19 protein-coding genes and 3 pseudogenes are annotated in these 25,311 nt (G+C 58.9%); 3 read left to right on the top strand and 19 right to left on the bottom strand.

Translation table 11 applies throughout. The features are described 5' to 3' along the window. Positions 1 to 123: 123 nt before the first annotated feature. From Harman_RS22190 to Harman_RS20645, 13 genes are all read right to left on the bottom strand, one after another. Positions 124 to 420: a transposase gene (locus Harman_RS22190; protein WP_394347840.1), complete on the bottom strand. Its 297-nt coding sequence runs from the start codon at positions 418 to 420 to the stop codon at positions 124 to 126. Between the two features lie 530 nt (positions 421 to 950). Next, positions 951 to 3,203, bottom strand: coding sequence for an NADP-dependent malic enzyme (locus tag Harman_RS20590; protein ID WP_137685553.1), 2,253 nt, complete (start codon positions 3,201 to 3,203; stop codon positions 951 to 953). 5 nt (positions 3,204 to 3,208) lie between these two features. Next, positions 3,209 to 3,658 (bottom strand): universal stress protein, encoded by a 450-nt coding sequence (locus Harman_RS20595; RefSeq protein ID WP_137685554.1) that lies wholly within the window; start codon positions 3,656 to 3,658, stop codon positions 3,209 to 3,211. A 43-nt stretch (positions 3,659 to 3,701) separates the two neighbouring features. Further along, entirely contained in the window at positions 3,702 to 5,078 is a 1,377-nt protein-coding gene (locus Harman_RS20600) for a hemolysin family protein (RefSeq protein ID WP_137685555.1), read from the bottom strand. Between the two features lie 3 nt (positions 5,079 to 5,081). Further along, positions 5,082 to 7,205: a dipeptide ABC transporter ATP-binding protein gene (locus Harman_RS20605; protein WP_137685556.1), complete on the bottom strand. Its 2,124-nt coding sequence runs from the start codon at positions 7,203 to 7,205 to the stop codon at positions 5,082 to 5,084. After that, positions 7,202 to 8,122, bottom strand: a complete 921-nt coding sequence (locus Harman_RS20610) for an ABC transporter permease (protein WP_137685557.1) — start codon at positions 8,120 to 8,122, stop codon at positions 7,202 to 7,204. Before Harman_RS20610 ends, Harman_RS20605 begins: the two co-directional genes overlap by 4 nt. After that, positions 8,122 to 9,105 carry an ABC transporter permease gene (locus Harman_RS20615; protein WP_137685558.1) on the bottom strand — a complete coding sequence of 328 codons (984 nt, stop codon included), beginning with the start codon at positions 9,103 to 9,105 and terminating at the stop codon, positions 8,122 to 8,124. The genes Harman_RS20610 and Harman_RS20615 overlap by 1 nt, the downstream gene beginning before the upstream one ends. Positions 9,106 to 9,119: 14 nt before the next feature. Further along, positions 9,120 to 11,042: an ABC transporter substrate-binding protein gene (locus Harman_RS20620; protein ID WP_137685559.1), complete on the bottom strand. Its 1,923-nt coding sequence runs from the start codon at positions 11,040 to 11,042 to the stop codon at positions 9,120 to 9,122. 217 nt (positions 11,043 to 11,259) lie between these two features. Beyond that, positions 11,260 to 11,712: a helix-turn-helix domain-containing protein gene (locus tag Harman_RS20625; protein ID WP_235007293.1), complete on the bottom strand. Its 453-nt coding sequence runs from the start codon at positions 11,710 to 11,712 to the stop codon at positions 11,260 to 11,262. Positions 11,713 to 12,201: 489 nt separating this feature from the next. Then, positions 12,202 to 13,281, bottom strand: coding sequence for an isocitrate/isopropylmalate dehydrogenase family protein (locus Harman_RS20630; protein ID WP_137685561.1), 1,080 nt, complete (start codon positions 13,279 to 13,281; stop codon positions 12,202 to 12,204). 291 nt (positions 13,282 to 13,572) lie between these two features. Continuing rightward, positions 13,573 to 14,811, bottom strand: coding sequence for an MFS transporter (locus Harman_RS20635; RefSeq protein ID WP_137685562.1), 1,239 nt, complete (start codon positions 14,809 to 14,811; stop codon positions 13,573 to 13,575). A gap of 108 nt (positions 14,812 to 14,919) precedes the next feature. After that, positions 14,920 to 17,118 carry an acetate--CoA ligase family protein gene (locus tag Harman_RS20640; RefSeq protein ID WP_235007294.1) on the bottom strand — a complete coding sequence of 733 codons (2,199 nt, stop codon included), beginning with the start codon at positions 17,116 to 17,118 and terminating at the stop codon, positions 14,920 to 14,922. An 85-nt stretch (positions 17,119 to 17,203) separates the two neighbouring features. Beyond that, the gene (locus tag Harman_RS20645) at positions 17,204 to 18,058 is read right to left on the bottom strand and encodes an HpcH/HpaI aldolase/citrate lyase family protein (protein WP_137685563.1); all 855 of its coding nucleotides are present in this window, start codon (positions 18,056 to 18,058) and stop codon (positions 17,204 to 17,206) included. A gap of 76 nt (positions 18,059 to 18,134) precedes the next feature. On the opposite strand from Harman_RS20645, the gene Harman_RS20650 reads away from it, so the two are divergent. Further along, entirely contained in the window at positions 18,135 to 18,896 is a 762-nt protein-coding gene (locus tag Harman_RS20650; protein ID WP_137685564.1) for a class I SAM-dependent methyltransferase, read from the top strand. Between the two features lie 32 nt (positions 18,897 to 18,928). Here Harman_RS20650 and Harman_RS20655 read toward each other — a convergent pair whose 3' ends face one another. After that, entirely contained in the window at positions 18,929 to 21,088 is a 2,160-nt protein-coding gene (locus Harman_RS20655) for a dipeptide ABC transporter ATP-binding protein (protein ID WP_137685565.1), read from the bottom strand. 422 nt (positions 21,089 to 21,510) lie between these two features. Then, positions 21,511 to 22,492, bottom strand: a pseudogene (locus Harman_RS20660) (IS630 family transposase). A gap of 478 nt (positions 22,493 to 22,970) precedes the next feature. On the opposite strand from Harman_RS20660, the pseudogene Harman_RS22105 reads away from it, so the two are divergent. Both Harman_RS22105 and Harman_RS20675 read left to right on the top strand, forming a co-directional pair. Further along, positions 22,971 to 23,219 (top strand): annotated as a pseudogene (locus Harman_RS22105) (hypothetical protein); the annotation flags it as partial. A 113-nt stretch (positions 23,220 to 23,332) separates the two neighbouring features. Beyond that, positions 23,333 to 23,569, top strand: a pseudogene (locus Harman_RS20675) (IS6 family transposase); the annotation flags it as partial. Between the two features lie 84 nt (positions 23,570 to 23,653). Here the strand turns inward: Harman_RS20675 and Harman_RS22285 are convergent. The 4 genes from Harman_RS22285 to Harman_RS21850 form a co-directional block, all read right to left on the bottom strand. After that, positions 23,654 to 24,319, bottom strand: coding sequence for a hypothetical protein (locus Harman_RS22285; protein ID WP_137685566.1), 666 nt, complete (start codon positions 24,317 to 24,319; stop codon positions 23,654 to 23,656). Further along, entirely contained in the window at positions 24,280 to 24,450 is a 171-nt protein-coding gene (locus Harman_RS21295; protein ID WP_160140722.1) for a hypothetical protein, read from the bottom strand. The genes Harman_RS22285 and Harman_RS21295 overlap by 40 nt, the downstream gene beginning before the upstream one ends. A 75-nt stretch (positions 24,451 to 24,525) precedes the next feature. Beyond that, positions 24,526 to 25,038 carry a hypothetical protein gene (locus tag Harman_RS21845; RefSeq protein WP_235007295.1) on the bottom strand — a complete coding sequence of 171 codons (513 nt, stop codon included), beginning with the start codon at positions 25,036 to 25,038 and terminating at the stop codon, positions 24,526 to 24,528. Beyond that, on the bottom strand, positions 25,035 to 25,311 hold a 277-nt coding region (locus tag Harman_RS21850), incomplete at its 5' end, for a hypothetical protein (protein WP_235007296.1). The genes Harman_RS21850 and Harman_RS21845, both read right to left, overlap by 4 nt.

The following is a 25,311-nucleotide window of genomic DNA, read 5'->3' on the forward strand; positions in this document are numbered from 1 at the left end:
CGTTCTCGCGGCTTTCCTTCGTCTATCTGCTCTTTGAGCTTGTAGAGTTCCTCAAGCGTGATCTCGTCGAGCCGACCCATTACCGGCTCTACAAAATCTATCGGTAAATAACTTCCTTAATTACTATGATTCTTCCTCGTCACGCTGAAATGGAAGTTGCCGTTCTGGTTCGCCCGGAACAGTCACACCCGCGTCCTGAGCTTTGATCAGAATCGTCCGGGCGGCTGCCTCAATTGTCTCACGAAGATTCGCAGTGAACCGTTCGTGCCATGTACGCCATAGCGTCGACTGGTCCGGGACTGTCTCCAAGCCTAACTGCTCACAGAGTTCTGGGTGGTGGCTGAGGTACGTGAGGAGTGCCGTTTCGTGTGTCCAACCGTGAATTTCTTTGAGTAGAAACAGTCGGAACAGTTGGTCCATCTTGTACTGAATGGCTACAGAATACCGCTCATGTGGCCCAAACTCGACATACGCCACTGGATAGTGAGACACGAACTCATCGACGGAGTAGTGAGCCTGGTGGTCGAACCATGTGGAGGCAACGGTCTGGATGTCTTCTTTGAGGCCACCAAGTGAACTCCGGTCGTACAGTGGCGTCGAATCATATGCTGGCCACTCAGTGTATGACTGTTGTGCGATCCGCCGAAAGACACTGCGTTGTGAGTCACAACTCGCAACCACTAGGAGATGCTGCCCACGACATCCCCAAAAATTCGTCTAACTGGTCATAGAGAAAACACGTACAGCTCTCAATGTCGCTAACCAGTATGAGTGGAAAAGAAGTTAGTACAGGTGTAACCATTACAGATTAGCTTTCAATTACTCTTTCATGTTGACCATCCATTTGTGGACGCCGGATTTTCTGTATAGTCGGTATTCCCATCGTCCCTGATTGCTGACCCGATTGCGGGAGTTAAATGAACGCGACCAGAGAGATCGACTCAATCCGGTCACTCTTGCTGAGCGTCGACGACGGCGACGCCCGCTAGGTTCACGATATCTTTAACCTCGTCACCACGCTGGATGACGTGAACAGGTGCGTCCATACCGGCTAGCATTGGGCCGACCGCATCTGCATTGCCCAGTCGCTGAAGGAGTTTGTAGCCGATATTGCCGGCCTCTAGGTTAGGGAACACAAGGATGTTCGCGGGGTCGTTCAGGTCCGAGAACTCGTATATCCCCGAGAGCATCTCTTCGACGACGGCGGTGTCGGCCTGCATCTCTCCGTCGACGGGGAAGTCGACGGTTGAATCCTCGCGCAGTCGACGGGCCGCCTCGCGGGGCTTGCGGGTGCCTTCGTTGTCGACGCTCCCGAAGTTGGAGTACGATAGCAGCGCTGCCCGCGGTTCAACATTAAACTGGCGAGCGAGTTCAGCGGTGTGGCGAGTCACTTCCTCCAATACATCCGCATCCGGGTCCTGATTGACCGTTGCGTCGGCGCAGAACACGACGCGGTTCTTGAACGTGAGCATGTAGACACCGGCGGCGTAGTCGGTATCGGCTGCGGTTCCGATCACCTGTAGCGGCGGCCGCAACGCCGACGGATAGTGGTGGGTCAGCCCAGTCAGCATCGCGTCGGCATCACCGAGTTCTACCATCACACTGCCCAAGTAGTTGCTGTCTCTGACGAGTTCGCCAGCCTCGTGGCGGGTGACACCACTCCGCTTCCGCAGCTCGTAGAGCCGGTCAGCGTACTTTTCTAGATCAGTTTCCTCGGGATCGACGACCGTCGGGTCGAACGAGAGCCCAAGCGTTTCACTGATAGCACCGATACGATCACGGTCACCCAACAGGACGGGATCGGCGATCTCTTGCTCCACGAGCTGATAGGCGGCGCGAATCATCTTTTCGTCGTCGCCTTCAGCGAGCACGACACGTTTGGGATCGTTCTTAGCCTTGTTGAGAACGACGCGCATCATTTCGCGGGATTTCCCGAGGCGGGCCTCAAGGTCCTCAACGTAAGTGTCGGTCTCAATAGACGTGCGGGCAGCGCCCGACTCCATAGCCGCCTCGGCGACTGCCGGCGTCACCTCAAAGAGGACACGGGAGTCCAGTGGCTTCGGGATAATATACTCGGGACCGAACTGTAGCGGCTGGTCGCCATAGGCCTTGACGACTGCGTCAGGGACATCTTTTCGAGCGAGTTCAGCTAGCGTCTCAGCCGCCGCGACCTTCATTTTCTCATTAATTTCGGTCGCCCGGACGTCAAGAGCGCCCCGGAAAATGAATGGGAATCCGAGGACGTTGTTGACCTGATTGGGATAGTCCGATCGGCCGGTCGCCATGATGACTGAGTCGTCTCGAGCAGATTTCGCCTTCTCATAACCGATCTCCGGATCAGGGTTCGCCATCGCGAAAATGATCGGATCACTGGCCATGGACTGGACCATTTCCTGGTCAACGATGCCGCCGACCGCCAGTCCGACGAATACGTCAGCGCCGTCCATCGCATCCGCCAAGTCACCATCAGGGAGATCGCGAGCGAATTCGCGAGCATACTGATCTAGATCACCCGCTTCAGCACGTCTGGTCGTTAGAATGCCGCCCGTATCGCACATCGTGATGTTGTCCTGTTCCACCCCCAGCGAGACGTAGAATTTAGCCGTGGCGATCGCCGCCGCGCCGGCACCTGCGAAGGCAATCTCGAGATCTGAGAGGTCCTTGCCGGCAATCTTGCTGGCGTTGATCAGCGCAGCGCCCGAAATGATGGCAGTCCCGTGCTGGTCGTCGTGGAACACTGGAATCTCCATCTGCTCACTGAGGCGGCGTTCGAGTTCGAAACATTCGGGTGCGCTGATGTCCTCAAGGTTGATTCCGCCGAAGGTTGGCTCCATACCAGTAACCGTCTGGACGAAAGCGTCCGGATCATCGATATCGAGTTCAATGTCGAACACATCGATGTCGGCGAAGCGTTTGAATAGGACGCCCTTCCCCTCCATCACAGGCTTTGATGCCTGCGCGCCGATATCGCCGAGTCCGAGGACAGCACTCCCGTTAGAGACGACACCGACGAGGTTCCCTTTCGCCGTGTAGTCGTACGCACGGGCCTCGTCCATATCTATCTCGCGACAGGGTGCCGCTACACCCGGTGAGTACGCCAGTGAGAGGTCCCGCTGGGTATTCGTTGGTTTGGTGGTCGAAATCTCTATCTTGCCCGGCGGAGACTCCCGGTGATACTCGAGTGAGTCGTCATCTATTGTCATTTATATCACCCTTGTTTACTCGTCAAAACGACGGGACAGGATGCGTTCAGCAACACGTTCTGCGCTGTGCTCCCGAAGATAGCTTTCCCTACGGGAGACCGTCCCTTTCCACCGATGACGAGGTATCGAGGGTCGGTGTTCTCTACTTCAGCCAGTATCTTGTCGGTCGGGTCGCCGACGCGCCCCTGGGTTTCGATTCGGTCAGGATCGTATTCATCAATTGACTCGTAGACGGCCTGATGGGCGATCTCGGCTGCGCTTTGCTCCTCCCGACTGATGGTGAAACTGTCGGACGCCGGCGTGCCCTTGAGCGCTGCCTTGTGGTCGTTGAAATCCTCTTTCGGGATGACGTGGAGGACGAGCAGTTGCTCGTCGTACGCCTCCGCGAGGTCGTATCCGACCTCGAGTATCTTGTTCGAATGCAGTTCCTCTCCAATCGCTGTGAGTATCGTCATGTGTTTGCTCCGTAAGTTGGTCGCTGTGGGACAATCCGCGGAATCAACTCTGTGACTCCACTGATTGGTCCGTGGATGATAGATCGTGCTGTACAGTGATTCGAGCCCGCTTGATACGACTGTCATCGACCCGCTCGACGCTGAGTTCGACATCGCCGTACCTGAGCGACTCTCCCTCTTCGACCAGCCGTCCAGCCCGGTTGAAAATGAACCCGGCAATCGTCTCGAACTCTTCTCCCTCAGGAAGGTCGACATCAAGTGCATCATTGACTGCTTCGACGTTCACGTCTCCCCGGACGCTGACACTCGTCTCGTCGATGACCGTAATCGGCTCCTCCTCCTCTGCACCGAGGATCTCGCCGACGATTTCCTCGACGAGGTCTTCGGTTGTGATGATTCCCTCCGTCGTTCCGAACTCGTCGATGACGATTGCCATCTCGACCGGTTCCTGGCGCATCTCCTCGAACAGGTCGTCCACGCTCTTGCTCTCCGGGACATGGAGCGCTTCCGTGACGCTATGATCGAGACTATCGAGATCGCTCTCCCCGTAGCGACACTCTCGGACGAGATCGGATAACGTCACGACGCCGACGACGTTGTCGAGACTGTCCTCGTACACGGGGAGACGCTGGTGACCGCTCCGGATGCACGTCGCAATCGCTTCGTCGATAGCATCGTCTCGATCGACGGCAGTAACGTCGAGCCGAGGGGTCATCACCTCCTTCGCGATAGTGTTGTCGAACCGGAAGATACGCTGGAACATCTCGCGCTCTCCCTCGTCCAGGACACCCTCTCGTTCACCGGTTTCGATCATCTCTCGGATTTCGTCGCGAGTGACGTAGGAGGTCTCGATAGCTGAGCGTCCCCCGGTGACTCTGTTTACTACACGCGTCAAGTAGTCAAACAGGACGACCAGCGGGAGAAGGAAGTACTCGGCGAGTTTGAGTGGTTTGGCGATGCGCAGCGCCCAGGATTCCGTGTTCTCGACCGCATAGGATTTGGGTGCGCTCTCGCCGAACAGTAAGACCAGGGCGGTGATACCGAAGGTTGCGAAGGCAACCGACTGGCCCTGACCGAATCCGAGCACTACCAACAGCCCGGTCGCGATAGAGGACATCGCGATATTGACGAGATTATTACCGACGAGGATCGTCACGAGCAGCCGGTGCGGGTCCGCCTTCAGCTCCTTGAGGGTCTGTGACCCAGAAACGTTGTCGTTAACGAGTACCTCAACCCGGTGGCCAGGCAGTGAGAACATCGCTATCTCCGACGAGGAAAAGAACGCAGAGAGGGCGATGAGAGCGCCGATGAGCGCGATCCCGCCGATTGCGACAGCGCTATCGGGGACGGAGACGCCACCGATTTGGACGGTCAGCGTCACCGTTTCGAATACCGCCTCTCGCAATGGGGGGACTTCCATCGATTACTCTCCCTCGACTGACTCCTCTATCGACCCCTCATCGACTGGCTGTACCGCTGTCTCACCGCGATTACGAGCGTACTGCGCCAGCAGTTCGCTCTCGACATCCTCGACCGGGAAGTAACAGGCCGCTTCGTGGCCCCCGTCTTTGAAGCTCGACCGTTTGGGTTCGTCCTTGCGGCATTCCTCGCTGGCCTTCGGACACCGTGGCGCGAAATTACAGCCCCCGGGGAGGTTGACGGGATTTGGGGGTTCGCCCGGCAACAACACCCGCTGGCGATTGACGCTGGGGTCTGTTTGCGGCGACGCAGCCAGTAGCGACGCCGCGTAGGGATGCCTCGGATTCTGGACGACCTCGCGGGTCTCGCCGATCTCGATGACCCGACCGAGGTACATCACTGCCAGTCGATTCGCGATCTGCGTGAGGCTGGCAAGGTCGTGGGAGATATAGATGATACCGATGTCACGCTTGTCGGCCATCTCCCGCAGGATGTTGAGGATATTGGCCTTCAGCGACACGTCTAGCATCGACGCTGGCTCGTCACAGATGAGGAGCTTTGGTTGCAATACAAGCGCCTGAGCAATGGCGACGCGCTGGCGCTCCCCACCCGACAGCTGGGCCGGGAGCTGGTCGAGGTATTTTTCCGGCGGATTGAGACCGACATCGGAGACGGTTTCGCGGACCCGCCGGTCGATCGTCTCCTGATCGTACCCCTGGATCTTGAGTGGTTCGGCGACGGCAGCCTTGACCCGCTGGCGCGGGTTCAGCGAATCGAACGGATCCTGAAAGATGAACTGTACCTGTGAGCGGAACTTCTTGGTACTCTCCGCGAGCAGGTCATCGACCGACGTGCCGTCGACGTAAATGTCGCCACCGGTCCGCGGCTGGAGCGCGGCGATCACTTCTCCCAGCGTCGACTTGCCACAGCCGGACTCGCCGGCGACGCCGAGGATCTCGCCCTGGCGGACCGTCAGGTCGACGCCGTTGACCGCCTTGACGTAGTCGGGTTCGGTCCCGCGCATGTCATCGAGGAACGACTGCGTCTGCTTGAACCACTTCTCAAGGCCATCCGTCTCAAGGATCACGTCGCCTGTCTCGTGGGATGTCTCGCGGTCATCCTCGGCTTCGATACCCCACGTTTCGGGTTCGGCGGCCGCCTCGCGCATCTCGTCTGCCCTGTCGGTGTAGTAGCAGGCCGACAGCTGGCTTCCGCTCGCGGTCAGTGGCGGATGACCGTCCTCGCACTCCTCCGTCGCGAACGGACACCGGTTGCGGAAGACACATCCCGTCGGCTCTTCGGTCAACTCCGGCAGTGATCCCGGGATTGAGATGGCTTGCTCATCGAATTCGTCGACCACTGGGAAGGCGTTCTGTAGCCCCATCGTGTAGGGGTTGGTGGGGTGCATGAACACGTCGTACGTCGCGCCTTGCTCCATCACCTTCCCACCGTAGAGGACCGACACATTGTCGCAGGTCTCGGCGACGACCCCGACATCGTGGGTAATGAGCAGCATCGAACTGTCGACTTCGTCCTGGATCTCCAGCAGTTTGTCGATGATCTTGTCCTGGACGATGACATCGAGGCCGGTCGTCGGCTCGTCGGCGATGATGAGGTCCGGATCGAGCACTAACGCCATCGCGATCGTAACTCGCTGGCGCATCCCGCCGGAGAACTCGTGGGGGTAGTCGCTCGTCCGGGCCGGGTCGAGGCCGACGATCTCGAACACCTCGGCGACGCGCTCGTCGGCTTCCGCTTTAGTGGCATCCCGGTGTTTGTGGATTGCCTGTCGGATCTGGGCACCGACGGTCATCACCGGATCCAGCGAGTCCATCGCACTCTGGGGAATGTATGAGATCTCCTCCCAGCGGATGTCTTGCCACTCATTCTCGGAGAGATCGGCCAGCTCCCGGTCTTTGAACTGGACGCTGCCGGCCGCGATCTCGCCGTTGTCGTCCAGCATGCCGAGTATGGTCTTTGCGATGGTCGACTTCCCGCAGCCGGATTCGCCGACGAGACCGTAGTTGTCCTGTTCGCCGATGGAGAAGGACACGTCGTTTACAGCGTGGACATCCTCCTCCGCAGTTCGATACTTGATCTTGAGATCGTTGACTTCGAGTAAACTCATTCTTGCTCCGATTGTAGGTCGGGGTTAACTAGCTCCTCGAACGCTCGGCCAACCAGGAAGACGGCGGTCGTGACGGCCGCGATACCGACGGCGGGTGGGAAGACCCACCACCATGCGACCCGCATTGCGCCCGAGCGGTAGACCTGCTGGAGCATCCGGCCCCAGGAGGTCATCGTCGGGTCGCCAAAGCCCAGGAAGGCCAGCGACGCACCGGCGACGATAGACCAGCCGAACGCGTAGGCGGTGTAGAGGAAGCCGATACCGAGCACGTTCGGCGCCACGTGCAGGAACATCGTCCGCAGGTGGCCAGCGCCGCGAGCCCGAGCGGATTTGACGAACGTCCGCTCTTTCACTGTCATCACCTCCGAGCGGATGACGCGGGCGGGCATTTTCCAGAGGAAAATGACCAGTACACCGGTTATCAGCCAGATGTTCGGCGTCACGAACGACAGAATCAGCAGTGCCATCGGGAGGAACGGCAACGCGAACGTCAGGTCGGTCAGCCGCATCAGTGCCTCGTCGACGCGGCCACCGAAGTACCCGCTCGTAAGTCCGACGAGGAAGCCCAGCACGCCAGTGCCGATACCGCCGAACACGCCGACGATGAGTGTCGGCCGTGCACCCGCGAGGAACTGGCTGAGCACGTCCTTACCGAAGGAAGTAGTCCCCATCGGTGCCGCCGCAGAGGGGCTCTCGAGACGCATCATCGACCCGTCGGCGCGCATAGTGTGTTCGATGGGATGATGCGGCGCCAGATACGGGCCGAACAGGCCCATGAAGACGAACGCCAGGATGATTCCGAACCCGATCTTCGCCGCGTTGTCCTCAAGGACTTTCCCCAGCGTGTAGCGTGCTCGTGACAGTTCTGACTGCAGGCGGTCTTTCGCCGTTTCAGCGTCAAGCGCGTATCCCGACATTAGACATCACCTGCCTCGACGGTCGGGTCCAGTCTCGCGTAGGCGATGTCCGCCGTCAGGTTCATGACGATGACCGCCAGCGCCATGATGAACACGGCAGCCTGTACCGTCGGATAGTCCTGGTTGAGGATCGCCTGGACGAGCGCACGGCCGATCCCCGGCCACGCGAACACGACCTCCAGGGTGATGACGCCCTGGAAGAGCATCCCGGTCCGGAGTGCGAAGTACGTCACCAACGGAAGCATCGAGTTACGTCCGGCACGACCCAGCTGTTCCATCTCCGAAAGGCCCTTCGCCCGGTGGAGCTTGAGAAACTCCGAGCCCTTGCGCTCGACAACGGAGTTTCGAGCGAGCATCAGGAAGTCCCCGCTGTAGAACAGCACTGTCGCGGTGAAGGGGAGAATGTAGTGTTTCAAGAAGTCCAGCGAGAAGTACGTGGCTGCCAACCCTTCCGGATTGGCCATCGGACTGCGCATCCCGAATGCCGGGAACCAGCCCAGCCCGTACGAAAAGATGATGAGCAGGAAGATTCCGGTAACGAAGATCGGAGTCGCGCGGAAGAACGTCGTGGTGATGATACTGAACTGCTCGAACCACGACCCGCGGTTCCAGCCGGCGTACATGCCGGCCAGAGAACTGACAATCGCGGTCGTAATCAGCGCGGGGAGGAGCAACACCATCGTGTTCAGAAGCGCCGGGCCAATGATTTCACTGACCGGTCGCTGCTGGGTGAGCGAGAGCCCGAACTGGAAGGTGAACAGGTTCTGTATGTATTTCAGATACTGCACCCAGATCGGCTCGTCGAGTCCGTACAACGCGCGTAACTCCTCGACCTGTGACGGTGTGAGCGCGCCAGAGGCGACGAGCCCGCTGAACGGGTCGCTGGGCAGCATCCGCAGCGTCGCAAAGATGACGCTAACGGCTACCAGAGTCAGTATCGCGGCGATTGCCGTCCGCTTTATTAGGAATCGTCGAAAGCTCATGTGTTAGGTGGTGCTTACGAGAAGTCCTGTTGGTCAAGTTCGGAGCGCGTCGAATGCCCGTCCTCGACGCGCTCAGCGAAGGCGTCCCAGGCGTCGCCCTGCGGCCAGACGAGCATGTCGTCGCTGTCGAACGTGTACCCGGCCTGCCGGAGCATCGTCCGGCCCATCTCGGGATTGTATTCATAGGGTTCGGTCTCGGCGTAATAGGGTTCCAACAGCGGTGTGATGAGATTCTGCCCATCGATGGCCTGACCGCGCCCGCCGAGGGTATTCTCGACGAAACCCTGTTTGTCGACGGCGTGGCTCAGTGCGACGCGGAACGTCTTGTCGCGGAACAGCGGTACGAGGTGACTGATGTGAACGTCCGTCGGGACGTAGTTGCGCGAAATCTGTTTCTCGATGCCTTCGGACTGTGACGCACGATTCGCCTGTTGGTTTGAGACGGTCGTCCCAATGGCGTCAATGTCCCCGGACTGCATCGCGCCGATGAGCGTCGAGACGTTGCCGACGTTGGCATGGACCATCGCGTCGATGCCGTCGCCGGAAACGAAGTGTTCCTCACCGATGAGTTCCCTCCGGGTGTCGTCGTCCCACATCCAGTTGTCCTCGTATTTCGAGAGTCGCAGTTCCTGACCCTGCTCCCAGCTCTCGAACTGGAACGGACCGGTGCCGACCGGATTGTCAGGGTTGTGTTGACCGGGGCTGTCGATGTCGTCCCAGCGGTGTTTCGGGATAATGGCACTGCGGACGGCCCGCTGAGTAAGGAAGGACGCGTCGGGTTCGGTGAGGTTGAACCGGATCCGACCGCCACCGCTGGTCGAGACTACTTCGGCGCTCTCGATGGTCCGATAAAACGGCCCCTGCTGCGGTGCCGTGTGCTGCTGGTACTTCTCGAAGCTGAACTTGACGTCCTCTGGCCCGAACGACTCGCCATCGTGCCAGGTAACCCCCTCTCGGAGGTCCATCTCGACGGTGGTGTCGTCGACGACCTCGTGGCCAGTCGCCAGAGCGGGAACGATCTCCAAATCCGGAGAGGCGTCGTACAGTCCGTCGTAGACGTTCAGTAATCGCTTCTCCTCCTGGCCGCCGGTCGACCAGGGGAGGTTCGTTCCCTGCATTCCGGAGGTGACGCCCTTGACCCACGTCGTCGAGTCGCCCCGTGGCTGGAGGTTGACTTGCGTCCAGATGAACGAGTCGCGGGTTGTCCCGTTACCGGGTGTCGGCACGTACCCCTCCCAGTTGGCCGTGTTCGCGACGTTGATTACGTCTGGGAAGTTCGAGGCGATGAGGTAGGCATCTTCGCTGAGTTTCCGCTGGATCTCGTGGCAGATCTCGGCGCGCTCTTGTTGGTCTCCAATCGTCTGGGCCTGTTCTTCAAGCAACTCTGTGATTTCGTCGTTCTGGTAGTTGAAGTAGTTCCCACCTGTCTCAGGGTGGGCCCGCATGAGGAACGGGTTGGGGTCAAGCCCGCGCTGTGGGTCTGGTCCGTGGAGATTCATCACGACGGGAACTGGGTGTCCGATGTCGGCCCGCCAGAATTCACCGTATCGCGTACTGGGTTGGACGTTGACCAGTTCGACCGGCACTCCGATGGAGTTGAACGACTCCTGGATCATCAGCGCGTGCTCACGCATCCAGGGTGTCTCCGACTGTGCGAACTGGGTCGTCACCGATGGGACCGATTGTCCCTCGACTGCCGTGTACTCGAACTCGGGGTCGACCGACGGTCCTTTCGTTTCGACTGGCCACTCCTCCCAGAACTTCGTCTCGAGGGAGCGACCGTCGCCACTGGACTGGGTCCCGTCACCGCCGTCGCCACCGTCGCCACCTTGGTTGCAGCCGGCTAACCCCGTAATCCCTGCTGCGCTTGCGAGGCTAATGAATCGCCGACGCGATATCGTTCCTGTCTCGATCTCGAACGGCTTTTTGCGCGACATTACACCACATCTGTTCCCCCCTTATCAGCCTGAACCTACCCCCGAATCCGGCCAATGATAATCATTCTTTATATACTATTCCCGAATTACCGTTCTATCGCCTCAGATCACTCGGCAAATAATCACTGACTTGACGGGTGCTTACTATACTGTTCCAATTGAGATACTGGTCGGACACCGATTGACAGAGCCGGGAGATACGCAGTTGTCGTCGCTGTCAGTCGGGAGTGACCGAGTCCTCATCGCCGGAAAAAACGAGGTCGAACAACTGGCTTTCGGCGAGTCGTAGACGTTCGCTGAACGTCGACTGGGCGATGTCAAGTTCGGTCGCGATGTCGTCCGCTGAAGCCTTCCGCGGCGTCTCGTAGTAGCCCATCTCATAGGCTGTTTGGAGGACAGTCAATTGATCGCGAGAAAGTTCATTTCGGACGACACGACCGAATTGTCCGCCTCCCAGCGGCACACCTGCTGTTTCGGTTTGGTTTACGCTCACGAGTTCGAAACGCCCGAACTGTTCTTGGATCTCGTCAGCGAGTCTCCGGAAGTCATCCCACTCAGCAAGGGTGGCGATGCCCTCAAAGTAGTCGGAAGTTAGCATCAGCCGGTTCGGAATCCCCCGTTCTCGCAGAACCAAGCCCAGAAGAAACGGATACGGCTCGTGGGCGATCACCGTCAGCCGATAAATCTGCTGGTCACTCCGGTCGTCGGAGATCCGTTCGGAGTGGAATAGTTCAGCACGCGAGAGCGATGCCAGCTCAGCTTCCGGGTCGAACTCCGCCCCTGAGATGACCAATAACGATTCGGTCCAGTCCCCGTCGGCCGCGTAGAAAGCGTTCTCGAATTCAATACGCCGGATATCCGGAAGATGCGATATAAGCAGCTCAGCGACACCAGACGGCGCAGTCTTGAATTCGATTCGGAGAATATCAAATCACCCTATTTGACCGTGGCAATGATATTATCTCGACTTGCAAATAAACTTATGAAGCCTGAATGAGAAATTAGCGAGCCAGTGACGGTCGGGATATGAAATCGGTTGTTCGCTCTATTATCCAGCCGAGTAAGCAGTGATTACCAAGTATTCAGGCGTATACATTCGGGCTCATAGACGAGTTGCGGAGTCCCGAGGTGAAAGCGCATGTCTTGTCCGAGAGGGGTTTCACAATCGCGATCGGAGATCGTCAACGACAGCCTTGGTGTCTGCGTCGCCGCCAAGGTCAGGCGTCCGTGGGGCGGACCCGTCAGCGAGTTGGTTGGCGACCGCGTTCCAGAGAGCGTCGGCAGCCGTCTGTTCCCCTAAATCCGCTAACAGCATCGACCAAGAGAGGACAGTAGCTAGCGGGTTGGCGACCCCGTCACCGACGATATCTGGCGCGCTTCCGTGGACGGGTTCAAACATTGAGGGGATATCGTCACTCGGGTGGATATTCCCAGACGGTGCCAATCCCATGCTCCCGGTAATTTGAGCACCGATATCAGTCAAGATGTCCCCAAAGAGGTTGGAGGCAACGACGACATCGAACTCGTGTGGGCGGCGGATCAAGTCCATCGCCGCGGCATCAACCAGCAGACGCTCGACGGTAACGGTGGGGTATTCCTTGCTCACGTCCTCGACGATGTCGTCCCAGAACACCATGCTGTGCGCCTGGGCGTTAGATTTGGTAATGCTGGTGAGGTGACCGTCCCGTTCGGTTGCAGCCTCGAATGCCGCCCGGACGATGCGCTCGGTGCCCTGTCGAGTGAATAACGCCGACTGGACGGCTGTCTCGTGGTCTAACCCACGGTGCTCGCGGCCACCGATATCGGCGTATTCGCCTTCTGTGTTCTCGCGGTAGACGACGAAATCGATGTCACCGGCACCATACCCCTGGAGCGGGCTTTCGATACCCTCAAAGAGAACGTTAGGCCGCTTGCAGATGTACTGGTCCAACCCTTTCCGGATCGGCAACAAGAGGCCGTGGAGCGTCACGTGATCGGGCACCTCGGGGTGACCAACGGCTCCAAGGAAGATCGAATCGGCGTCGGCAAGCCGAGAGACCCCGTCTTCAGGCATCATCTCTCCCTGTTCGAGGTAATACTCGGTTCCCCAGTCGCGTCGGGTGATATCGAACGCGAGTCCGTGGTCGTCCGCTACCGCTTGGAAGAGTGGGAGAGCGGCGTCGACCACCTCCGGTCCGATGCCGTCGCCGGGGATCAGTTCGATGTCGTACGTCGTCGTGGTCTGGTCGTCAGTATTCATAGCTATGTCGTGATTATCAATTGGTTATACGGCACGATTCTCCATCTGATTTGCAGTCTCTCTGTCGTCTGGTGCCGACATCGCCTTCCAGTCGTGGATGCAACTGTCTAACGACGGGAGCGGACCCCGAGCGCGGTAATCGTGGCGACAGCATCCTCTGTGCCCAGATTTCTGCGTGAGCCGACGGATCCGTCTGCCGGGTGGCACCGATATCGTCGCCACAGCGGCACCTAATTCGGCCGGGAAACGTCTGGGACGGATGCGATTGTGTATCCGTAGTGGAGACCGCACTCATCGATCGATCACCCACAGGAGCACCGTCAGTGCGGCCGCGGCGCCGAGCACGGCCGTCAGGACGCCAAAGGCAACCCTGAACCCGCTCACTTCGGAGAGGTACCCCACGGCTGCGGGGCCGACAGCGCCTGCGGCGACTAACAGGGTCCGGACGACACCGAGAGACCCCCCGGCGACGCTTTCGGGAAGCACATCCACCAAGTAAGCGCCGCGTACTGGCCGATAGCCATGGGCACCGACACCGAGTACGACCACGGAAGCGCCGAGTCCGACTGCTCCCGCGGTTCCCGACAGCACGACAAGACCGACAAGGCCGGCCGTCGCCGTGACGAGCGTCCCTGCGAGGAGTGGGAGGACGCCGATCCGGTCGCTCGCTTCCCCGGTTACGAGCTGGACCAGACTAACCGCAAAGAGACTACTGTACAGCAGGTTTGCGGTCACCGAAGGGAGGCCACCTGCACCTGTGAGATACAGGGGCAGAAAGGCCACGAGCCCGTTGTAGGTGAACGAGAACAGAATCGTTACGGTGACGAATGCCGAGAACTTCGGCCGGCGGAACAGGCTGATGTACTCTCGAAGCTGTGGCGCACTATCGCTGCCGCCAGCCCCGGTCGGTTGTTCTCTCAGATGGCGCGGTACACGAACGAGGAACGTGAGGGCGACCCCTAGCGCTGCGAGACCGCCAGCAAGGAACAGCGTTCGCCACGGTGCTCCGAACACGCCGGGGAGGGCAGCCGCGGCCACGACCGCTGCGGGCGCTGCGACGCCGGCCATGCTCCCGGTCGTATCGAACACACCCAGCGCCCGGCCAGTCTCCGACGGGTAAACCCGAGCCAGCAAATCGATCGCGACGGTCTTGTACGTCCCCGTGCCGGCGCCAATCAGCAACATCGCGCCCGCTAATACCGCAAACGGCGCGTCCACCACCATCGCGAGTGCCCCGAGGCCGGTTACGACGCCGCCGACAGTGATGACGCCTACCGACCCGACCCGGTCGGCGACGTATCCCGAAGGGAACTGCATCGCGGCGTAAACGAGCATGAGACCGGTGAACGCCGCCCCAAGTGCGGTTCGCGAGACACCGTATATTGTCTGGAACTGCCCGAACAGGGGCGGAAACGCGTAGCGAAGGAACTTGCCCAGGAACCACACGAGTGCGGTCAGCGCCAGCGCGTCGTAGCGACGGAGGTGTGACAGGGTGCCGAAGCGCCCGGTCGTGATATCGTCGGCTGTCATGGTGTGAGTGGCTGGGCTTGATCGAGGTTGGTCGTGGCGGTGAGCGGTCGCTGTCCGCGGCCCGCGATCATCGTCCCTCGGCAGTCATCTGTGACCTGCATTGCTACGCTACTCACGGGTCCGAACGAGGGCGTCCACCGCGATGGGACCGTCCTCGGTGACGACGATAGGGTTAAGATCCAGTTCTGCAACGGCATCAACGCCCGCCGCCAGGTCGCCGACGCGAGTCAGTAAGTCGACAATGGCGTCGACAGACAGTGCAGGCCCGTCACGCCGGTCCCTGAGTAGCGACGCGAGGGCCGTCTTCTCAACGGCCACTTGCGCGTCGGCCCGCGAGAAGGGCGGGACGAGCGTGGCGCTCTCGTTGAGCGCCTCCACGAGGACACCGCCCGGACCGACGGAGACGAGTGAGCCGAACACCTCGTCAGGGGCGATGCCCGCGATAGCCTCGACGCCGTCATCGAGCATCGGCTGGACCAGCACGCCTTCGATGTCGTCGGCGTCGACAGCTGTCAGCGCGGCGTCCATCACTTCTTCGTAGGCGTCACGAGCAGCTTCAACTGAGTCGACGCCCAGTCGCACTGCGCCGACGTCAGTGCGATGGGGGAGGGCCGGCGAGTCGATCTTGAGTACGACCGGGAACCCAACCTCATCGGCGGCCGCAGCAGCCTCGTCGACATCGGTCGCCAGGCGGGACTCGACCACGGGGATGTTGTAGGCGTTTAGCAAATCTTCGGACTCTTCCCAAGTGAGGACACGTCCGCGCGGCAGATTGATGTTGGCGGCGGCCCGACGCGCGTCGGCAGCGAGGCTACCTCGGGACGGCTGGTCGGTCATGTGATCGTGTGCGGTGACGAAGTCTCTCGTTGAGGCGAGTGCGTCCAGACACCGGCTGGGATCCTCATACACTGGGATCGACTCCCGCAATCGGACGTACGGTGGTGTCTCTGTCGGGTCATCGGGCTCCTTTCGCCCTGTCCAAAGCACGTAGACGGGGTCGTCAGCCTCGGCGGCGATGGTCTCTAGGTCCGAAGCGATGGTCTCCGCACGCTTGTCTACTCCGGGTAGGCCAATGGCAAAGACGTACGCGTCGAACGCGTCGTCGTCAATCACCGCGTCGGCGATCTCGGGAAGAACGTGGGCGCCGTAGCCGCGGATATCAGCCGGGTTGTTGAATCCACCGTAGGTCAGCAATTCTTCGATGTCCAGCAGTTCCCGTTCGGTCTTACCGTCGATCTCCGGGAGTGCGAATCCCCGTTCGGCGGCCATGTCGGCGAGCAGGCTCGCGAGTCCGCCACTGGTTGAGGCGATACAGACACTGTTCCCGTCGGGGTCGTCGTAGGCAGTGTGAGCGCTCGCGCGAGCGAGCAGGTCGGGGATGTCCGGCACTCGCTCGACGCCCGTCTGGTCGAAAGCTGCTTCCCAGGCGTCGTCGTCGCCGGTGAGTGATCCGGTGTGACTCAGCGTCGCTGCCTCCGCAAGCTCGGAGGATCCGATTTTCACCGCAAGGACGGGCGTCCCGTTGCGGACAGCACTCTCGGCGACTCGCAAGAACCTCTCAGGATCATCGACCCCCTCGATGTAGGTGCAAACGACGTCGACATCGTCCTGCTCAGCGAGGTACGCCACGTAGTCGGCGGCCGTGAGATCGACCTCGTTGCCGGTCGAGACGATGTGGCTGAAGTGGGCGTCGTTGTCGGCGGCCCGCTCGAAGAACGTCGTAAACGCCAGTGCGCCTGACTGACTGACGAGACCGATACCGCCAGGTTGTGGCTCGCGAGAACACGTCGAGGTTAGTGTCGCTCCCTCACTGGCCATCACGCCGATACAGTTCGGGCCGACGACACGAATCCCGGCCTCGTTGGCTACCTCGCCGAGGTCCGACTCCAAAGCTGAGCCCTCCTCGTCGGCCTCAGCGAACCCCGCAGTTAGTATGAGCGCAACCGGGACGCCGCGCTCGCCCGCCGATTCGACGACTCCAACGACGTGCTCTCGCGGAACACTGACGACTACCAGGTCGACCGTTTCGGGAATGTCATCGATGTCGTCGTAACACTGCCGGTCCCAGACCTCCTCGCGACCGGGGTTGACGGGATAAAGCGTCCCGTCGAACCCGTAGCCGAGCAGGTTCTCCACGAGATTGCCCGAGTAAAACGAGTCGGGACTCGCGCCGACGACCGCGACCGATTTGGGGTCGAACAGCGGATCCAGGTCGGGGACTGGTTGTGAACTATCAGGCGGACTGTTTCCATTACCTACATCATCGACCGGCATACTCACGAGGACACTGCCAACGGGCAATACCATACTCCCGAACGTCGGCAATGACAATCGTCGTTTATATGGGGGTCTGTATATTCCGGGGCTGAGTCGTCGTACGGACGAGCCGCAGTCAGTGTGTCCCCGCAGCGTCGGCCCGGTCGAGGATGGTCCGTGCGCGGTCGACCAACGGAGGGTCGATCATTTGTCCGTCGACGGTGAACACGGCGGTCTCCGTTTCGCTAGCCTGCTCTTGCCCTTCGATCACCTTCTCGGCCCACTCGATTTCCTCGGGATCGGGAGTGAATGCCTCGTTGATGATCTCGACCTGAGCGGGATGGATAGCCAGTTTCCCGTCGAACCCGAACGCGACGACCGTCTCGGTCTGCTCGCGGAGACCGTCAGCGTCGTCGATGTCCGTGTAGACGGTATCCAATGCATCGACGCCAGCCGCACCCGCGGCAGCGACGACGCGTTGGCGAGCGTACAGTGACTCCGTCTTCTGGTCAGTAACAGTGGCCCCAACGTCGGCGGTGTAATCCTGATCGCCGTAGGCGATTGCAACGACACCCGGCGCGCCCGCTATCTCCTCGGCGGCGACCAGTCCTGCCGCCGTCTCGATGAGTGGGATCACGTCGACAGACTCCGCTCCGATGTCAGCGAGGTGGTCGGTGAGCGCCGCCACCGCCTCGCTACTCTCGACTTTTGGGAGGACCACGCTGTCAGGGAGTGTCTCGGCATCACGGACGACAGCGTCGACGTCCTCGGACCCGTCGCGGTTCAAGGGATTGATACGGACACTGATGGACGGGTTGGGATCTTCTAGCGCCTCGATCGTCTCTCTGACTGCCCGACGGGCCTCGTCGCGTGCCGCCGGCGCTACGGCGTCTTCAAGGTCGAATATCACCGTGTCGGCTCCGGAGTCGACAGCCTTTTCCATCATCTCTCGCTCATCGCCCGGACAATACAGCATCGAACGTCGAACCATGCGAGGATGTTGTCGGGCTGTCGGAAAAACCCACATCCGCCCGAACGACTTTGACGACCCGGCATAATACGGAGGTATGGACGACGGAGCGGAGCAAAAGCGGTCGGCAGCGGCGCTATTCGACGAACACGCCGAAGCCTATCTAGACAGTCGCGTCCATCGGGCAGGCGACGACCTCGACCAGTTAGTCGAATGGGTCGACGCTGCTGATCGCGCGCTGGACATTGCCACAGGTGCTGGCCACACCGCTGGCGCACTGGCTGAGAGCGGCGTCGATCAGGTCATCGGAACTGACGCCGCTACCGAAATGGTGATGACTGCGACGGGGGCATTTCCTTACGTGTCGGGTGTCGTCTGCGATGCTGAACGCCTCCCGTTCGTCACAAATTCGTTCGACGCAGTGACCTGTCGGATCGCTGCTCACCACTTCCCCGACCCGACGAAATTCGTCGAGGAAGTCGGTCGAGTCCTCGAACCCGGCGGCACCCTCGCCTTCGAAGACAACGTTGCACCCGACGACGATGCCCTCGACGACTTTCTCAACCGATTCGAGCGGATCCGTGACCCGACGCATGTCCGCTCGCACCGTGTCGGCGACTGGCTCCGGTGGGTTGAGAAGGCGGGTTTTACCGTTGAGACATCGCGAGTCATCACGAAGACGCTCGACTATGACGAATGGGTCGCAAACGTCGATCTGTCAGCCGAGCGCCGAGAGCGCCTTGCGACGGCCTTCGCCGACCGGCCACCCAGCGCGACCGAGACATTCGAAATCACCGAATCAGATGGCGAGATCGAGTCGTTTGCTAACCTCAAACTGTTGCTTCGTGCGACCCGGTGAATGGCCACCGTCGTGGCGGGAGCACCATCCGATCAGTCGTTTTTGATCGACTCGTCTACCCGCCCGTGACCACCGTCAACTGCGTTTTCGAGAGGGTGGAAACAGGCCGATTCGTGGTTCTCACCGACCCAGGTATCGAGTTCGGGTTCTTCGCTGTGACACCGATCTGTCTCTCTCGGACAGCGGGGGGCAAACCGACACCCCATCCCACGATTCACGGGGTTAGGCGGCTCCCCTTCGAGTGTAACACGATTACGGGTCCCTCGTGGATCCATCTCCGGGATTGCCGCGAGCAACGCCTCCGTGTACGGGTGTTTCGGGTCGGTGACGATACGGTCGGTTTCACCACGCTCGACGAACCGACCGAGATACATAATCGCCAGGCGGTCGGCGACCCGTGTAAGACTGGCCAGGTCGTGTGAAATGTACAGGACGCCGATCCCCTCGGTGTCTACCAGCTCCCGGAGCAGGTTCAGCACCTCCGCCTGCAGCGAGACGTCAAGCATCGAGGCGGGCTCGTCACAGATGAGGAAGTCCGGGTCAATAACCAGTGCTTGGGCAAGGGCGACCCGCTGGCGCTGCCCGCCGGAAAGCTCGTTTGGATATGAATCTAAATAGTGCTCGGCTGGAGCTAGTCCGACTCGTTCGAGCGTTTCCTTGACAGCTTCGTCGCGCTCGCCGAGGCGGTAGTCGTGAATCGTCAGCGGTTCCTTAACGAGTTGCTTGACCGTGAGCCGGGGGTTCAACGATTCGTACGGGTTCTGGAAAATGACCTGGAGCCGCTGACGGAATGACTGGAGATTCCCGTCCTGATAGTATTCGTGGGAATGGCCATCGAACGTGAACCTGCCCGCGGTGGGTTCCTCGAGGAGCCCCAGCGTCTGGGCCAGCGTCGACTTTCCACAGCCCGATTCGCCGACGATACCAAGTATTTCGCCACGAGCGACCGAAAACGACACGCCATCGACAGCACGTACGTGAGATTCTCCGCTGTCGAAGACGTCACGGAGGACGTCCCCCTGCTGCTCGTACGCTTGGCGAATTGTGTTCGTGATTCTGGCAATCGACGGCGAGCCGCGGTCCAGGGGGAGTCGGCCAAGCAGAGACCGCTTGCGGTCGTACCACTTGCACAATCCGTCGACTTCCAGAAGCGGCTCTTTGTCGATGGAGCTGGTGCTATTAATGGCTCCACCCCACGTCGACGGGTCGTCAGCGGTGTTTCTCATTCGGGCTGCCCGATCAGTATGGTGACAGGCGACTCGCTGGTTCCGGTACGGGAGTTTCTCCAACAGAGGCCGCGTACTCTCACATTCCTCAGTGGCGAAGGGGCACCGCGGTTCGAAGATACAGCCTGTGGGGACCTCATCCAGCGTTGGCGGTTCGCCGGGAACCGAAATTAGTTCCTCGCCGCCGTCGTCTTGGGCGGGATACGCGTTCTTTAGACCCATCGTGTAGGGGTGTGATGGGTTGAGAAGGACGTTATCGACGTGCCCCTGTTCCATCACCATTCCGCCGTAGAGCACGGACATCTCGTCACAAGTCTCAGCGATGACGCTCAGATCGTGCGTAATCAGCAAGAGCGAACTATCCGTCTTCTCCTGAATCTGAAGTATGTTCTCGATGATCTTGTCCTGCACAACGACGTCGAGACCGGTCGTCGGCTCGTCAGCGATAATCAGTTTCGGGTCGAGTGCGAGTGCCATCGCGATGACGACCCGCTGGCGCATCCCACCGGAAAATTCATGTGGATACTCGTCGGTCCGCTCCGGATCCAACCCGACTGTTTCGAACAGTTCTAGGGACCGTCGACGGGCGTTCCGATCGGAGACGTCTCGGTGAGTCTGGATGGCCTGCCGGATCTGTGCACCGACAGTCATGATGGGGTCAAGCGCGTCGATAGCCGTCTGCGGGATGAATGCGATCTCCTCCCAGAGGAGATCCTGCCGCTCCGGTGGGGTCAACGACAGCAGATCACAGCCTTCAAATTCGATCTCGCCGGACTCGATCACCGCGTGGTCGGGCAACAGACCGAGAATCGCCTTCGCAGCGGTTGATTTGCCCGAGGCCGATTCCCCCGAGAGTGCGTAGTTGACGCCGTCTTCGATAGTGAACGAGACACCGTTGACGCTATGGAGTTGTTCGTCTTTCGTGTCGTATCGCACCACTAAATCGTCAACATCGAGGAGCGTCATCCCCCTCCTCCTGCGAGTGGTATTAGAGGATGAGCCCAGGCCGAACGCCAGTCGCTACTTTCCTGCTCACTCTCGGACCCACGCCTGCGTCGAACCATGTCATATACTATCAACCACTTCATAATTATATCCCCGGTTTATCGGGTCGTCGAAACTGGTGTTGGCGTCTGTCAGAGGGAGTCATACAATAGTTCTCATACCCAGTCTTTCACCTTTTTTGGTCGTTCAATACACTTGAAGCCCTGTACTCATCGTTGGATTTGCGACTTCGTGGGAGAGACTTGAAATGCAGGTGCTACACCCTTCACCCGAACCACGCTGTCAGAGGTACTTCTCTCCCTCTTGAGGATTTAAATTGAGTTATATAAAGATTGGGTACAAGATCAGTCGTTCTATAGTATCTATTAGAAGCAATTACTCACTTATGGAACAGAGAGTTTGTCGAGAGCGGTGTCAATCGCTGTTGTTAGCTCGTCGAGCGAGTCAAAGAAACGGTTGCTAAGAGCCTTTTGCAGCTGTCTCCAGCATTCTTCGACCGAATTCAACTCCGGTGAATACGAGGGTAACGTCACGAAGGCGAGGTCGTCACGGGCCGACAGGTCCGTGACGGCGAGGCCTGAAAATACGGCGCTCCATCCAGCACGATGATCAAATCATCTTTGAATTCTTTTCATACTGCTATAATGAAATGTTTTGCGTGCTCGGCCGTGGTGTACTCGGTGAATCGAGAGAAGAAGCGATCACCGTCCTCGGTGATTGCGCCCAGCAGACACGTCCAGTCACGTTGACCTGAAAGTTCGACCGAGGGCCGCGTGCCGCACGGAAACCACGCGGCACGCGGTTCAACTTGGACGGATTTCTTGATTTGATCGATGCAGACTACGGTGGCGTCCATTTCCCGCCGCTTTTTTTGAGCTTGTCGTGGAACGCTTCTTGTTCGTCTTCGTCAGCGTCGGCGGCTGAACGGCGTGGTTTTTGATAGCTTAATCCCGCTTCTTTCAGCAACCGCCGACAACTTGGGATTGAATACTCGACACCGTACGTTTCTTCGAGAAACTCTTGGACGAGCGCCGGCGTCCACGCCGGCGCGTCGATCCCAACCTCGTGAGGTGGTTCGTGAACAGTTTCTTCGAATTTTTCTTTCTGTGATTTTGAGAATTTTCGTTTTCTTCCAGTTCGTTTATCGTCAGAAACGGCTTGCTCAAGCGACTCGTCGGTGTTGAGTCGCTTGAGCCAGTTGTAGATTGTCCGTCGCTGAACGTCGTACCACTCGGCTAGTTCGGTCTGCGTTACACCGTTCTTGTACGCAATTGCTGCTAAGAGCCGTTGTGTCGGCTTCTTTCCGTCCACGTTGTCGAGAGCGTCTTGCAATTCCTCAACGGAGATCTCGTCGAGATGTTCCATTATCTCTTACAACAATATCCGAACAAAAAGTTTTAACGGTTACTATAGCTGTTCTCTCCTCACTCAACCGTCTTCACTCGCCTGCCAGCAACTGACGCATCGCATCTCCGTGAGAACATCTCAAACTCCGTCTAATTCGACCGTTATTCGTTTGTAGCGCTTCTATATCCCGAAACCGTGGAGGAAAAGATCGAAGGCCTGCGTTGCGTCGCTGCCCCGGTGCGACGAAAGACGAGATAATCGGCGCGATCAGTATCTCTGACCCCGCCAGTCGGTTTGAAGGCGAGTTCTACGAGGTGGAACTCCCCAGCAAAGTCACACGGTTGGCGACCGCCATCGAAATTAACTCACAGTTCTCGTAGCTCCGCCAACCGCGGTGATATGGAGTTGGCAAGACCCGCACACCGTATGTCGGCCACGGGGGCACAACGTCGTAGGGGGTCCCGTTAACGGACCAGCACGGTAATTCCAGATTTTGATAGCACATACACGGACTGGGAAGTTGATCAGGGGTCCGTTGAGCGAGAAGCCGGGAATGCGCGTTCTGTATGTCACTGCTGACGGTGAGCACGCAGTCGTCGAAGAGTTCGAAGCCCGAGAAGTAGACGGTAGTTGGAGGCCTCCCAAGCAGTTTGCCAGCATTATCGCGAAGGACCCGGAGGAGGCTGATCCAGTCCCAGACTCCAGTCAGGATCACTATCGACGAGGCGTCGAAGGCCTGTACGACCAATCGTCTGGTCGGCGACGTTGTGGAGCAGGTGGAGCCGCGCTCCACCCTGCTCCCCTCGCCGAGGTTCGAACTCATCTGGGAGAAGCCGATGCAACCGCAGCACGGTTCCATCGGCGATATCACGTAGTCACCTTCGAGTTAGGCGTCAGCTCAACTATCGGATTCGGAACCACATTGACAACTGGTTCCAAACTGTGACCATGCGAATTGACCGCTTTCACGTGCTCTGGCGCGGCAGTCAATTCAGCGCGAAACAGTGGTTACGACGCTTCAGACACTACTGCAACCACGAGCGGCCGTACCAAGCACTTGATGGCAAAGCACCAGCCGATGTCATCCAGAACTAGACAGTGCCGCTCTGAAAGATGGCACTGTGTCGAATATATGCGCAATTTCTATCCAATCGTAGTCTTCCATATTAGATTCCTGAATTATCCCGTGATTACTGTACTTGTACTCTCATCGACGACTTCTATCGTGGCGTCGGCGTTGTCCCAGTCAGCCGATTTGGTAATCTTATTTTCCCACTCCGTTGTTTCATTTTCGACCATTTCAGGGTCACCTACCTTGCTCGCACGAACCTCCAAGGTATTTTGATCAAACTTGGCATCCAGATGATCCCACATTGTACTCAGCTTCCTTTCAAACTGGTTTTCGACCTCGACTTTTTTGAACCCGAAGGAGGACTTCGATTCGATTATTTTCCCGGATTTCAGTTGGATGTCTAGCTCGCCTTTGATCTCGTATGCCGTCTTCTGCTTGAAAAAAAAAAGTTGGATATTTTCAGACCCTATGTCGTCGGCGCGTCGTACTTCTCGCAATGCCACCTTGACGTTGCCGGGATCCCCGGCGTTCCCGGGCGCACCTGCATCCACAAAGTCATCGACGGGTCCGCTATTCAGACCATCGACTCCTTCCAGATTGTCAGCATGAGTGGCGAATTGCTCGATCTGCTCCAACTCAGCATTCCCACGGTCGTATTGCCGTGCGAAGGCAATCCGTAGTTCGTCAGCACGGTCGATATCCAGACCGAGCACCCGTTGGAGCCCATCGCCGTCTAACTCGTCGACGAGCTCGACGCCAGCACCGTCGGCCACGGCGATGAGTTGGTTCCGAGCGATTCGAGCGCTTCGTGGCCCGGTTCGCTGATCATCCGGATGACGCGAGTGGTCTTCGACGTGAATTTGGCACCGTTGTCGCTGGTCCACTTCCAGGTATCTGAGTCCATCTCGCGCAACTGCTGAGTCGCCCGCCGGCGAACGGGCAATCAGTCGCGAGATTCGTCAAAGAGGGGACTGACAAGCTACCTCTCGGTGCTGCCGAGCCCCTCATGTAACTCATCTAACAACGGTTCGACGTACTCAGAACCAGCATCGGGATCGTATTCCCGGATAGTATCAAGATATGTCTGGGCACCCTCAGAAATGGCCTCGGCGAGGGCTTGCGTCGGCGCGACGGCTTCCGGTTCGGGAAGTTTCGGTGATTGTTCCCCTCGGTAGTCAGGGTTTTCGACGGCCTCCTCGCTGTAGCAGAACGCGAGATTCGTCCGTCCATCGTCGGTAGGTTCGAACACGAGATACATCGCATCGACGTAGTAGTCATAGACATATCTTTCCTGATTGAGAGCGGCCAATGCACCTTCTATAAGGCCGATTACATAGGGTTCAATGAAATCCCTGGTGTAGGCATCAGGGCTCCCAAGAATATGTGTCTGATCGACTTGCAGCCGAGCACCCACCGAAATATCTACATTGCCCTCTTGAAAGGCATCATGCGCTCGTTCGTCGAAGTCAAACACCAACGAAACCTTAGTCATACCCAATCACCAGCAGCGAAAGACCATTTTTCTACTGACCCACCAGATTTCGGGTAAGCAGTATGAATCGACCCATCATCTTTCACGATCACTTTCATCCGCTCAATACCGTAATCGTGTCCATGCTCGGCTGGTTTAAGTGTATACGCTCTTGCGAAGGAGATTGTTGATAGCGAGAGCTGCGGCTGAAAGTCGAAGAGGGCAAGGGCACCGCGCCAGCGGTGCCCGATATGTTCCCAATACGCCGGTTCGTGTCGGAATCGGCTGCAGCGG

Origin of the sequence: Haloarcula mannanilytica, assembly GCF_005406125.1 — an archaeon.
GTDB classification, from domain to species: domain Archaea; phylum Halobacteriota; class Halobacteria; order Halobacteriales; family Haloarculaceae; genus Haloarcula; species Haloarcula mannanilytica.